Below are 11,971 nucleotides of genomic sequence, written 5' to 3'. Positions count from 1 at the left end.
CGACGAACCCGCCCGCCGCGATGACGAACCCGGCGGCGACCACCGACGACCGCTCCACCCGCTGGGCGACCGCGGTGGCCACCGGGGCGGCGATCCCCACCGAGACCGAGGGGGCCATGGACCAGAGCGCGGCCTCCATCGTGCTCATCCCGAGCACCGACTGGAGGTACTGCGTGGTGAAGTACGAGGAACCCATCATGGCGAACGCGGCCAGCGCGTTGAGGGCGATCCCGGAGCCGAACCCCCGGTCCCGGAAGAGTGCGCGGCTGATCATCGTGGAGCGGCCCGAGCGCTGCCTGCGGACGAAGACCGCGCCCACGGCCGCCCCCGCGAGGACACAGAGCAGCATCGGCAGGCTGAATCCGTGCGCCGCCATCTCCTTCACGCCGTAGATCACCGGAAGCACGGACCCCATCGAGAGCGGCACGCCCAGCAGATCGAACCTGCCGGGCCGCGGGTCCCTGAACTCCGGTACCAGGAAGGGGACAAGGACCAGCAGCAGCACCATCGCGGGGACATTGACCAGGAAGACCGAGCCCCACCAGAAGTGCTCCAGCATGAGGCCGCTCATCACCGAACCGAGCGCGATCCCGCCGGCCATGGCGCCCGACCAGATACCGACCGCCTTGGAGCGCTGTGCGGTATCGGTGAACATATTGCGGATCAGCGCCATGGTGGAGGGCATCAGCGTCGCCCCGCCGACACCGAGCACGGCCCGTGCGGCGATGAGCATCCCGGCGCTCTGCGCGTAGGCGGCCCCGACGGACGCCGCCCCGAAGGCGGCGGCCCCGAACAGCAGCAGTTTCCGGCGGCCGATGCGGTCGCCCAGTGAGCCCATCGTGATGAGCAGTCCGGCCAGGGCGAATGCGTAGATGTCGAAGATCCAGAGCTGCTGGGTGCTGCTCGGGTGGAGCTCCCGGGTGATGGACGGAATGGCGAAGAAGAGGACGGACACGTCCATCGAGACCAGCAGGAGCGGCAGCAGCAGGACGACGAAGGCGGTCCACTCCTTGCGCCCGGCGCGTGCCGGGCCCGGTCCGGTCGGTTTCCTCGCACTCGTGCGGTGCGTCGACTGAGTCATGACGGGGACTGTACGAGCGTATTAAACGTCTGTCTAGTACGGATGTATAGGACAGCTGTATGAGCCCTGCGGGGAGGCGTGCACCGGCTGGGGGAGGGCCCGTGGCATCCGCACCGCAAACGGGATTCCTCTCAATGGCGGAACCCGTTACACCGGCCCGCTCGGTCGGCGGGGTGTCCGATCCCACGTCCCTGTTCTGTGAACGGATCGGCGAGAGAAGAGAACCGGGGAAGAGAACCGGGGGCGAAAGCCGGGATGGAAGCCGGGAACAAAAACCGGGGGGAAAGCACCGGGACGGGAAAGCCGTCTCGCTCGTAGCCGTCAAATCCGAACAGTGGCCATCACCATCGGAGGTCACACGCATGAACGACCAGAAGAACGCGAACGAATTTATGTGGTGGTCCCGAACTCGCTGAGCATGGCGAACCAGACCATGATCGTGATCCCGAAGATGACGGCCACCGGATTCGCCGGTTCCTTCTACGTCCTCAACAGCGACATGTCCCTGCACGACGGCACGAGTACCTGCGACTACCTGCTGGTGTACAGCTGACCCTGCTCGACGGGAGCCGCACAGGCGCCTCACACGAAGAAGCCCCCCGCTTCCGCGAGGGGCTTCTTCCGTCGGTGCGCCGCCAGGGACTCGAACCCCGGACCCGCTGATTAAGAGTCAGCTGCTCTAACCAACTGAGCTAGCGGCGCCTGCTGACTCCGAAATAGTAGCTGGTCCGCATGGGTGCTCCAAACCAGGTCATGATCACCGCCGGGAGGGGCCTCAGATGGCGAGCGAGAGCACCACGGGCGCGGCCTGCCGGTTCAGCGAATCCGCCGCCGCGCGCAGCCGGTGGGCGTGCTCGATCGGCAGCGAGAGGGCCAGGCATCCGACGGTGGACCCCGCGGTCAGCGGCACCGCGGCGCAGACCGTGCCCACCGCGTACTCCTGGATGTCGAGCACCGGAACCGTGGCCGGCTGGGCGTCGAGCTTGGAGAAGAGGACCCGCTCGTTGGTGATCGTCTTCGAGGTGAGCCGGGCTGTCCGGTGGCGCGAGATGTGGTCGCGGCGGGCGTTCTGGTCGAGCTGGTTCAGCAGGCACTTTCCCGCCGCGCTGGCGTGCGCCGACGAACGGAAGTCCACCCACTCCTGGACCGCGGGCGTCAGCGGCCCGTCGGCGACCTGGGTGATCTCCATCTCGCCGTCGATATACCGGCTGATGTAGACGGCGGCCCCGACCGAGTCCCGCAGCTTGTCCAGGGTGTTCTGCAGCTTGGCCTGCAGCGCCGCCTCACGGGTGGCGCCGGAGCCGAGGAGCACGAGGGAGTCACCGATGATGTAGGCGCCGTCGCTGACCTGCTCGACGTACCCCTCGCGGCGCAGCATCAGCAGCAGGGCGGAGAGGTGGAAGGTGGGCAGGCCCGTCTCCCGTGCGATGTTGGCGTCGGTCACGCCGCCCCCGTACTTGGAGACGGTCTCCAGCACACGCAGTGCGTACTGCACCGAATGGAACGGCGCAGTCGGCTCGGGCTTCAGCGCCACGGTTCCCCCTACAGGTTGTGACCGTTTGCTCGCGTACCACGATAGCCGCCAAGGGCCTGTTGTGGGGGGCCTGTTGACGACCCGGTGGCGCGCCCCGCGCCGTCAAGCTGGGACGCGCCACCGTGGCATATGCCAGAGTCATGATTACGGCTGGGAGCCCGAGGTCAGAGCACCGCGCTCAGGAACTCGCGCGTACGTTCGTGCTCCGGGTCGCTGAAGATTTTCTCCGGCGAACCGGACTCGATCACCTTCCCGGAGTCGAACATCAGCACATCGTCGGAGATGTCCCGGGCGAAGTTCATCTCATGCGTGACACAGAGCATGGTGATGTCGGTCGTACGGGCGATGTCGCGCAGTACGTCGAGCACCCCGGCCACCAGCTCCGGGTCGAGCGCCGACGTGACCTCGTCCAGCAGCAGCACCTGAGGACGCATCGCCAGCGCGCGGGCGATGGCGACGCGCTGCTGCTGGCCGCCGGAGAGCTGGTTCGGCTTGGCGTCCGCCCGGTCACCGAGCCCGACCAGGTCGAGGAGGCCCTTGGCGCGCTCGGCGGCCTCGTCCTTGGACATCCCGAGCACCCGGACCGGGGCCTCGGTGATATTGCGCAGCACAGACATGTTCGGGAAGAGGTTGAACTGCTGGAACACCATGCCGATGTTCTTGCGCACCTCGCGTATCTGCTTCTCGCCCTTCGAGGGGAAGAGCTGGTCACCGTTGACGGTGATCACCCCTTCGTCCGGCTTGAGCAACGTCATCAGAAGTCTGAGAATCGTCGTCTTGCCGGAACCGGAGGGTCCGATCAGGGTGACGTGCTTGCCCGGCCGTACCGAGAAACAGAGATTGTCGAGGACGGTGTTCTCGCCGAACCGCTTGGTGACGTTCTCGAAGCGGATCAGCTCGTTCGTCGTGACCGGCGTCGTGGGGGTCGAGAGGGCCTCGGCCGCCGCGGTGGCCGAGGCGGCCCCCGTGTTCTCGGCGGTCACGGGCTGCTCGGGGCTGTTGGGGTTCGCGTCAGCGGACAAGGCGGCGCTCCAGGGCTCGTACAAGAAGAGATGCCGGATAGGCGATGACGATGAAGGCGACGCCGACGACGGTGAGCGCCTCGTTGTACTGGAAGGTCATCCCGCCCTCCAGGCGGGCCTGGCCCAGCAGGTCAAGGACGCTGATCGCGACGACCAGGGGCGTGTCCTTGAGCATCGCGATGACGTAGTTGCCGAGCGCGGGGAGCACCCGGCGGATCGCCTGCGGCAGGATCACCGCGGTCCAGGTGCGGCTGCGGGGCAGCGACAGCGCGGTGGCCGCCTCCCACTGGCCGGCCGGTACGGCGTCGATGCCGGCCCGGTAGACCTGGGCGGTGTACGTCGAGTAGTGCACGCCGATCGCGACCGTGCCGGTGGTCAGCGCGGAGAACTGGATGCCCCACTCGGGAAGCACGAAGAAGAGGAAGAACAGCTGCACGAGCAGCGGGGTGTTGCGGATGAACTCGGTGATGAAGTTCACCGGCCACCGTACGAAACGTGTCCTGACCCGGTAGCCCAGCGCCCAGACCAGACCGAGCGCGAAGGAGAGCACCGAACCGAGCACCAGGATCCGGAGGGTGGTGAGCAGCCCGTCCCAGAAACGTGGCATGAAGTCCGCGACGGCGGACCAGTCCCAGCTGTTCATCGGGTACCTCCGGTGGCCGTGAGGCCGAGATTGGCCCGGGTCCTGCGCTCAAGTGCCCGCATCCCGCGGGTGAGTACGAACGCGATGACGAAGTAGATGACCAGCACCACCGAGTAGATCTTGGAGCTCTCCTGGGTGGCCAGCCGCACCAGGTAGGCGGCGAACGACACATCCCCGACACCGAGCAGCGAGACCAGCGCCGTGCCCTTGAGCAGCTCGATCAGCAGGTTCGAGAACGGCGGCATCATCTCGGGCACCGCCTGCGGCAGCAGGATCAGCCGCATCCGCTGCCACGGGGTGAAGTTGAGCGCCACCCCCGCCTCGCGCTGCGCGGGCGCGACCGCGTTCAGCGCGCCGCGGACGATCTCGGCGCCGTATGCCCCGTACGAGAGACCGAGGGCGAGCACCGCCGCCCACATCGGCACCAGGGCCCAGCCGAACAGGTTCGGCAGCACGAAGAAGATCCAGAACATCAGCACCAGGGAAGAGGTGCCGCGGAAGATCTCGGTGTAGAACCCCGCGAGGAAGCGCACCACGCGCGAGCGGTGCGACCGTGCCATGCCGATGCCGAAGGCCACGACGACGGCCAGCGCCGCGCTGTAGAGGGTGAGTTGGATGGTGATCCAGATGCCCGGAAGCACCCAGTGCTGCCACAGTCCGGACGTCATGCGCACAGCTCCTTGGCCGTCAGCGTGGTCATCTCGTCCTTGGTGAACCCGAACTGCTTGAGCACCCGGAAGAGTTCGCCGCTCTTCTTCATCTTGTGGATCTCGACGTTGAAGGCGTCACGGAGTGAGGTGTCGGTGCGGCGGAAGGTGAAACCACCGCCGTCGATCTTCTTCTTGCCGTCGATCGTGGTCGCGAAGGCCTTGGTCGACTCCGCCTTGCGGCTCTTCTTCACCACTTCGCGAACGGTCAGCGAGGTACCCGCGAAGACGTCCACGCGGCCGGACTCGACGGCGTTCAGACCCGCCACCTGGTCCTGGAGAATGACGATGTCCTTCTCCTTGTAACCGGCCGCTACGGCGTAGGCGATCTCGGCGTAGGCGGTGCCGGTGGCGAACTTCGCCTTCGCCTTCACGCAATCCTCGTAGTTGTGCAGGTTCTTCGGGTTGCCCTTGCGGACGATGAAGGCATCCAGCATCTGGTACTCGGGATCGGCGAAGATGACCTGCTGGCAGCGGTCCTTGTTGATGTACATACCGGCCGAAACACAGTCGAACTGCTGCGAGTTGAGCCCGGGTATCAGCGAGGCGAAGTCGGTGGCCACCGGCTGGACATGGCCGACACCGAGCCGTTTGAATATGATCTTCGCGAGTTCCACGGCCTCGCCGGTGAAGTCCCCCTGCTCATTGATGTACCCGTACGGCACCTCACCCGCGATGCCGAGCCGGACCGTGCCCTGCGACTTGAGCCGCGCGAGAGTGTCCCCGGTCGGTACCCGGGCGCAGCCGGCCGCTCCGAGCGCCCCCGCGGCGCCCAGACCCGCCATGCCGAGAAGGAGTGAACGGCGGCGTATGGAATCGATGGGCCGTATGAGGCGTCTTGTGGTGCTTCCTGAGTCGTTCCCTGGTGGTGAAGCCATGGGCGCGCGGCTACCCGACTCCAGCCGAGGTATGCCGGTCAATTTCAGCCTCCTGCGCGGAGGGGCGCTCTTGACCCCGCCGGGCCCCGGGGGGAAACCATGGGGGGATGAGCGATCGATTCGTGGAACTGTCCCTCGACAAGCGCGGTGTGAGCTGCACGGCGAAGCTCCTCGACGACAAGGCGCCGGTCACCTGCGCGGCGGTGTGGGACGCGCTGCCGCTGGGCGGCGACGTCTACCACGCGAAGTACGCGCGCAACGAAATCTACGCCCTGGTCCCGGGCTTCGCGCCGCAGGAGCCGCCCCTGGAGAACCCGACGGTGACCCCCATTCCGGGGGACCTCTGCTACTTCACCTTCTCCGAGACGGTGTTGGGGACGGACTCGTACGGATACGAGACGGCGGCCGACCACCGCGGACGTACCACCGTGGTCGACCTCGCGCTGTTCTACGAGCGGAACAACCTGCTGATCAACGGCGATACGGGGTGGGTGCCCGGGATCGTGTGGGGCACGGTGGTCGACGGCCTCGACCGGATGGCGGAGGCGTGCCAGGACCTCTGGCGCTCGGGCGCCACGGGCGAGACGCTCAACTTCCGCCGGGCTTAGGCGCTTTCCGCCGGGCCTGGACGCGTTTCGGGCCCGCCGCCCCTCCGGCCCGTCCTCAACTCACGGCGCCGGGCCGACCGGTCCAGGCCCCGCCCGCCTCGTACAGCGCGTGCGCGGCCCGCAGCACCACCGCGTCCGTGTGCCGCGCCCCCACCAGCTGCACCCCGATCGGCAGCCCCGCCGCGTCCGCCCCGCAGGGCACCGTGGCCGCGGGCTGCTGGGTCAGGTTGAAGGGGTACGTGAAAGGGGTCCACCCCGTCCAGCGCCGATGCCCCGAGCCCCGGGGCGCCTCGACTCCCGCCTCGAAGGCGGTGATCGGCACGGTCGGGGTGACCAGCAGGTCGTACCGCTGGTGGAAGAGGCCCATCCGCCGGCCCAGCTCCATCCGGGCGTCCACGGCCGCCAGATAGTCGAGCGCCGAGTACCGCTCGCCCTCCGCGACGATCTCGCGCAGCCCCGGGTCCAGCAGCCCGCGCTGCCCGTGGCCGAGATGCTCCGCCACCCGGGCCGCACCACCGAACCACAGGGTGTGGAAGGCGGCGACCGGATCGGCGAGGTCGGGGTCCGTCTCCTCGACGTACGCGCCCAGCTCCGCGAGCCGGCCCACCGCCCGCCGTACCGCCGCCGCCACCTCGGGGTCCACCGCGACCTGGCCGCCGAAGGCCGGCGAGTACGCGATCCGCAGCCCCTTCACCCCGCCGTCGAGCCCGGTGCGGAAGCTGCCGTCCGGCGGGGCCAGCTGCGACCAGTCGCGCGGATCGGGGCCGCTGATCACATCCATCATCAGCGCCGCGTCCGCCGCGTCCCGGGTCATCGGCCCGACATGGGCGAGCGTCCCGAAGGCACTCGCCGGATAGAGCGGGACCCGCCCGTACGTCGGCTTCAGCCCGAAGATCCCGCAGAACGACGCCGGGATGCGGATCGAGCCCCCGCCGTCCGTGCCGAGACCCGCCGGCCCGGCCCCCAGCGCCACCGCCGCCGCGGTGCCGCCACTGGAGCCGCCCGTCGTGCGGGAGCGGTCGTACGGATTGCGGGTCACCCCCTGCAGCGGGGAGTCGGTGACGGCCTTCCAGCCGAACTCGGGTGTCGTCGTCTTGCCGACGAAGACCGCGCCGTGCTCCCGCAGCCGGGCCACCGACGGCGCGTCCTCGTCCCACGCGCCGTCCGGCCGTACGGTTCTCGACCCGCGCAGGGTCGGCTCCCCGCGCAGCAGCAGGATGTCCTTGACCGTGACCGGCACCCCGTCGAGCAGTCCCTGCGGCTCACCCGCCCGCCAGCGCGCCGCCGACGCCTCGGCCTCGCCGCGCGCGGCGGCGGAGTCGATACGGACGAAGGCGTTCACCTCGGGCTGCACCGCCTCGGCCCTGCGGAGCACGGCGTCGGCCGCGTCGACCGGCGTGAAGCTGCCCTTCCGGTAGCCGGCCAGGAGTTGTCGGGCGGTGAGGTCGCAGAGGTCAGTCATGAAGGTGGACGTACCCACGTTTCTTGTCGACCACGTTCGGCAGCGGCTCCCCGTTCGCCCACTTGTCGTACAGCCCGAGGAACTGCTCGCCGAGATCGTCACGCCAGCCCACGGTGTCGCCGCTCATGTGCGGCGAGATCACCAGCCCGGGGATGTCCCAGAGACCGCTGTCGGGGGGCAGCGGCTCCGCGGCGAAGACATCGAGCGCCGCGCCCGCCAGCCGGCGCTTCCCGAGCGCCTGGGCCAGGTCGTCCTCGACGACGAGCGCCCCGCGCCCCACATTGACGAAGTGCGCCGACGGCTTGAGGGCGGCGAAGGCACGTGCGTCGAACATGCCCCGGGTGGCGTCGGTGAGCGGTGCGGCGCAGATCACCCAGTCGGCACCGGGCAGCAGCCCGCCCAGCTCGTCGGCGCCGTGCACCTCGCCCCGCGCGGTCCTGCCGACCAGCGCCACCCGCACCCCGAGCGCGGTCAGCGTGGCGCCGATGGCCCGGCCGATGGGCCCCGACCCGACGACCACCGCCCGGGTCCCTGCGACGCGCCGGGTCTCCCGGTGCTGCCAGCGCCGCTGCCGCTGGAGCTCCAGCGTGCCGGGGAGGTCCTTGGCGAAGGCGATGACGAGACCCGCGACATACTCCGCGATCGGCTGGTCGAAGATCCCCCGGGCGTTGGTCACCACGGTGTCCGAAGCGGCCAGCTCCGGGCAGAGGAGATGGTCGACCCCGGCGCTCGCGGTGTGCACCCAGCGGGGGCGCGGACCCTCGCCCGGCCAGGCCCTGCGGACCGCGTCGGAGAGGAAGTCCCAGACCAGCAGGACGTCCGCGTGGGGGAGTTGGCGGCCCAGCGTCTCCGCGTCCGCGTGCACGACCCGGGCCCGTCCGGCGAGTCTCCCGAGGCGCGGAGGCGGATCCGCGTCCAGGACCAGAACGGTCGGTTCGGCGCTCTGTTCAGCGGCTTCGGACATCTGCGCGGTCCTTCGGCTGGGGTCGGCCGGGTTTCGCCTGCGTAAGTACCTGGCAACGTCTGACATGTACTGATTGACCGGGCTCGCACACCGACTCTACCGTCGACATCAGAAGCACAGCGGCCTCACCCACACCACTTGGGGGCCAGTCATGGACATCTCCTTCCTCGGCGGACCACAGCCACAGCGCGGTGTGGGGGTCGTCGCCCCTTTTGACTTCGCTCTCGACAGAGAGCTGTGGCGCTGGGTGCCGGACGATGTGTCGCTCCATCTAACGCGTACCCCCTTCGTACCGGTCGAAGTCTCCCTGGATCTCGCCCGGCTGGTCAGTGAGCACGAGACGCTGGACAAGGCGGTCCGGGCCCTGGGGGCGGTCGCGCCGCAGGTCGTGGCGTACGCCTGCACCAGCGGCAGCTTCGTCGGCGGGGTCGCCGGTGAACGGGCCATGTGCACGGCGATGACCGCCGCCAGCGACCTGCCGTCGATCACGACATCGGGAGCCCTCGTCCAGGCTTTCCGGGAGCTCGGTGTCCGGCGGATCGCCCTGGTCACGCCCTACACTGAATCTGTGACGTCCTCTTTGGAGGAATACCTCGGCGAAGCGGGGACAGTCGTCACCGGGCGGGCCTTTCTCGGCCTCACCAGGCACATCTGGAAAGTCCCGTACCGCGATGTGGTGGACATGGCTCGACAGGCGGTGGTCGGTTCGGCGGACGCGCTCTTCATCAGCTGCACCAACCTTCCGACGTACGACGTGATCCCGCAGCTCGAAGCGGAGCTGCGGATGCCGGTGCTTTCGGCGAACCAGGTCACGATGTGGGCGGCGCTGCGCTGTATCGGCGCCCTCGCCGTCGGTCCGTACCAGCGGCTGCTGATCGAATCGGCGCCCGCGCCCGAACCGGCCCCGGCACCCCTGCCCGAGCCCGCCCGCGCACTGGCAGAAGATCCGCCCGAAGAGCAGGGAGACTGGACATGACAGCGGTCGGGTTCCTTTACCCGGGGCACTCCGCGGAGGACGACTACGAGCGCATCGAGCAGCTCCTGGCGTCCGACGTGAGACTGTCCGTCGTCCACACCGACATCGGCGAGGACGCGCACCGGGTGGACGCGCTCATCGAGATGGGCTCGGCGGACCGGCTCGCGGCAGGCGTCGAGGAGCTGCGGCTCGCCGGCGCGGACGCGGTGGTGTGGGCGTGCACGAGCGGAAGCTTCGTCTACGGCTGGGACGGCGCGCAGCAGCAGATCAGGGATCTGGCCCGCGCGGCCGGAATGCCCGCATCCAGCACGTCCTTCGCCTTCGCGCACGCGATTCAGTACCTCGGCGCCCAGAAGGTCGCCGTCGCCGCGACCTACCCGGAGGACGTCGCGGAGCACTTCGCCGCCTTCCTGAAGTCGGCGGGCGCCGAGGTCACGGCGGTCAGCGGCAGGGGCGTCATCACCGCGGCCGAGGTGGGCACCTGGGGCCGGGACGAGGTCATCGAACTGGCGCTGTCGGGAGACCACCCGTCCGCCGACGTACTGCTGCTTCCGGACACCGCGCTGCACACGGCGGCGTATGTGCAGGAGCTGGAGCAGGTACTCGGGAAGCCGGTCCTCACGGCGAACCAGGTGTCCGTGTGGGAGGGTCTGCGGCTGGCCGACCGGAGGGTTCCGGGGGAGCGGCTCGGGAAGCTCTTCGCCCGGCGGGCGTGACCGGGCCGGGGCGCGGCATACGGGTGTGACCGGCGCGCGGCGCAGGGGTGCGGTAGGCGTACGGGTGTGACCGGCGCGCGGCGCAGGGGTGCGGTAGGCGTACGGGTGTGACCGGCGTACGGGTGCGGTCGGCGCGGCGCGGTTCGGCGGGCGCTGCGGGGAGCGCGGGACCGCCGGCCGGGTGCGTCACGGGAATAACCGGGGACCGTCCCCTGTTGCCGCTGCCGTACCTGGCCGACAACCAGAAAGGCCGAGCGCGGTGGACCCGATTCAAGGCAAGGCGGCCGGAACCGCCCCCGTACCCCTGTCCGTACTGGACCTGGTGACCGTGGGGGAGGGGCGCACCGCCACCCAGGCCATCCGTACCGGCGTGGAGATCGCCCGGCTGGCCGAGCGCCGCGGTTTCCACCGGTACTGGGTCGCGGAGCACCACTCCATGCCCGGGGTCGCCTCCTCGTCCCCGGCGGTGCTGCTCGCGCATCTGGCCGCGCACACCGACCGCATCCGGCTCGGCTCCGGCGGTGTGATGCTGCCCAACCACGCGCCCCTGGTGATCGCCGAGCAGTTCGGCACGCTGGAGGCGATGGCCCCGGGCCGTGTCGACCTGGGCCTCGGCCGGGCCCCCGGCACCGACGGGGCCACCGCCGCTGCGCTCCGCCGCACCGACCGGCTCCATGAGGGCGCCGACGATTTCCCCCAGCAGCTGGCCGAGTTGATCCGTTTCCTGGACGACAGCTTCCCGGACGGCCACCGGTACGCCCGGATCCACGCCGTGCCGGGTCCGGTCCAGGGCCCGGCCGGGCGGCCGCCGGTGTGGCTGCTCGGTTCGTCCGGCTTCAGCGCGCGGCTCGCGGGCACGCTCGGGCTGCCGTTCGCCTTCGCGCACCACTTCTCGGCGCAGAACACCATCCCGGCTCTCGACCTCTACCGGGAGTCCTTCCGCCCTTCGGCGGTGCTCGACGCCCCGTACGCGCTGATCGGCGTGGGCGCCCTCGCGGCCGACGACGAGAAGGAGGCGCACCGGCAGATCCTCAGCGGCGCGCTGTCGATGGTCCGGCTGCGCACCGGGCGGCCGGGGCTGGTGCCGACGCCCGAAGAGGCCGAGGCATATCAATTCAGCCCGATGGAACGGGAGTTCGTGGACGGCTGGCTGAGCAACGTCATCGCCGGGACCGCCGACGAGGTCCGCTCGGGTCTCGACGACCTCCAGAAGCGCACGGGGGCCGACGAGTTGATGATCACGGCCAACGCGCACGGGGGCGATGCGCGGCTGCGTTCGTACGAGCTGATCGCCGACGCGTACGGGCTGCCCGGGTAGCGGAACGGCGGAACCGGCGGGGGGGGGGGGCCCCGGGGGCGGGCAGAGCCCCACCCGCCCCC

The 11,971-nt window shown here is 69.7% G+C and carries 13 protein-coding genes and 1 tRNA gene; 5 read left to right on the top strand and 9 right to left on the bottom strand.

Going from position 1 to position 11,971, the window contains the following annotated elements:
• Window positions 1-1,081 (bottom strand): MFS transporter (locus ACFXBC_RS33705; protein WP_385033440.1); only part of this gene is annotated, 1,081 nt, incomplete at its 3' end.
• A gap of 418 nt (window positions 1,082-1,499) precedes the next feature.
• On the opposite strand from ACFXBC_RS33705, the gene ACFXBC_RS33700 reads away from it, so the two are divergent.
• On the top strand, window positions 1,500-1,634 hold the full coding sequence (locus ACFXBC_RS33700; protein WP_385033438.1) for a hypothetical protein: 135 nt from the start codon (window positions 1,500-1,502) through the stop codon (window positions 1,632-1,634).
• A 75-nt stretch (window positions 1,635-1,709) separates the two neighbouring features.
• On the opposite strand, the gene ACFXBC_RS33695 is transcribed toward ACFXBC_RS33700, so the two are convergent.
• The 6 genes from ACFXBC_RS33695 to ehuB form a co-directional block, all read right to left on the bottom strand.
• Window positions 1,710-1,783, bottom strand: a tRNA-Lys gene (locus tag ACFXBC_RS33695).
• A gap of 73 nt (window positions 1,784-1,856) precedes the next feature.
• Window positions 1,857-2,615, bottom strand: a complete 759-nt coding sequence (locus ACFXBC_RS33690; protein WP_385033435.1) for an IclR family transcriptional regulator — start codon at window positions 2,613-2,615, stop codon at window positions 1,857-1,859.
• Between the two features lie 164 nt (window positions 2,616-2,779).
• The gene (gene ehuA, locus ACFXBC_RS33685) at window positions 2,780-3,511 is read right to left on the bottom strand and encodes an ectoine/hydroxyectoine ABC transporter ATP-binding protein EhuA (protein ID WP_385033443.1); all 732 of its coding nucleotides are present in this window, start codon (window positions 3,509-3,511) and stop codon (window positions 2,780-2,782) included.
• A gap of 115 nt (window positions 3,512-3,626) precedes the next feature.
• Entirely contained in the window at window positions 3,627-4,280 is a 654-nt protein-coding gene (gene ehuD, locus ACFXBC_RS33680) for an ectoine/hydroxyectoine ABC transporter permease subunit EhuD (protein ID WP_385033432.1), read from the bottom strand.
• Entirely contained in the window at window positions 4,277-4,948 is a 672-nt protein-coding gene (ehuC, locus tag ACFXBC_RS33675; RefSeq protein WP_385033429.1) for an ectoine/hydroxyectoine ABC transporter permease subunit EhuC, read from the bottom strand. Before ehuC ends, ehuD begins: the two co-directional genes overlap by 4 nt.
• Entirely contained in the window at window positions 4,945-5,772 is an 828-nt protein-coding gene (gene ehuB, locus ACFXBC_RS33670) for an ectoine/hydroxyectoine ABC transporter substrate-binding protein EhuB (protein ID WP_385033426.1), read from the bottom strand. Before ehuB ends, ehuC begins: the two co-directional genes overlap by 4 nt.
• 200 nt (window positions 5,773-5,972) lie before the next feature.
• Between ehuB and ACFXBC_RS33665 the strand changes: the two genes are divergently transcribed.
• Window positions 5,973-6,473 (top strand): DUF3830 family protein, encoded by a 501-nt coding sequence (locus ACFXBC_RS33665; RefSeq protein ID WP_164264786.1) that lies wholly within the window; start codon window positions 5,973-5,975, stop codon window positions 6,471-6,473.
• Between the two features lie 55 nt (window positions 6,474-6,528).
• On the opposite strand, the gene ACFXBC_RS33660 is transcribed toward ACFXBC_RS33665, so the two are convergent.
• Together ACFXBC_RS33660 and ACFXBC_RS33655 are read right to left on the bottom strand one after the other, a co-directional pair.
• Window positions 6,529-7,935, bottom strand: coding sequence for an amidase (locus tag ACFXBC_RS33660; RefSeq protein ID WP_385033423.1), 1,407 nt, complete (start codon window positions 7,933-7,935; stop codon window positions 6,529-6,531).
• On the bottom strand, window positions 7,928-8,899 hold the full coding sequence (locus ACFXBC_RS33655; protein WP_385033422.1) for a D-2-hydroxyacid dehydrogenase: 972 nt from the start codon (window positions 8,897-8,899) through the stop codon (window positions 7,928-7,930). Before ACFXBC_RS33655 ends, ACFXBC_RS33660 begins: the two co-directional genes overlap by 8 nt.
• Before the next feature lie 151 nt (window positions 8,900-9,050).
• On the opposite strand from ACFXBC_RS33655, the gene ACFXBC_RS33650 reads away from it, so the two are divergent.
• The 3 genes from ACFXBC_RS33650 (at window position 9,051) to ACFXBC_RS33640 (ending at window position 11,909) form a co-directional block, all read left to right on the top strand.
• Complete coding sequence (locus ACFXBC_RS33650) at window positions 9,051-9,875, top strand: decarboxylase (RefSeq protein WP_385033419.1); 825 nt, start codon at window positions 9,051-9,053, stop codon at window positions 9,873-9,875.
• The gene (locus ACFXBC_RS33645) at window positions 9,872-10,591 is read left to right on the top strand and encodes a decarboxylase (protein ID WP_385033416.1); all 720 of its coding nucleotides are present in this window, start codon (window positions 9,872-9,874) and stop codon (window positions 10,589-10,591) included. The genes ACFXBC_RS33650 and ACFXBC_RS33645 overlap by 4 nt, the downstream gene beginning before the upstream one ends.
• Window positions 10,592-10,850: 259 nt before the next feature.
• Complete coding sequence (locus ACFXBC_RS33640) at window positions 10,851-11,909, top strand: LLM class flavin-dependent oxidoreductase (RefSeq protein WP_385033413.1); 1,059 nt, start codon at window positions 10,851-10,853, stop codon at window positions 11,907-11,909.
• The last annotated feature ends 62 nt before the right edge of the window (window positions 11,910-11,971 follow it).

The sequence above is a fragment of the Streptomyces sp. NPDC059398 genome, from assembly GCF_042751845.1.
Lineage (GTDB): Bacteria > Actinomycetota > Actinomycetes > Streptomycetales > Streptomycetaceae > Streptomyces.
This window is presented reverse-complemented; position numbering and strand designations above follow the sequence as displayed.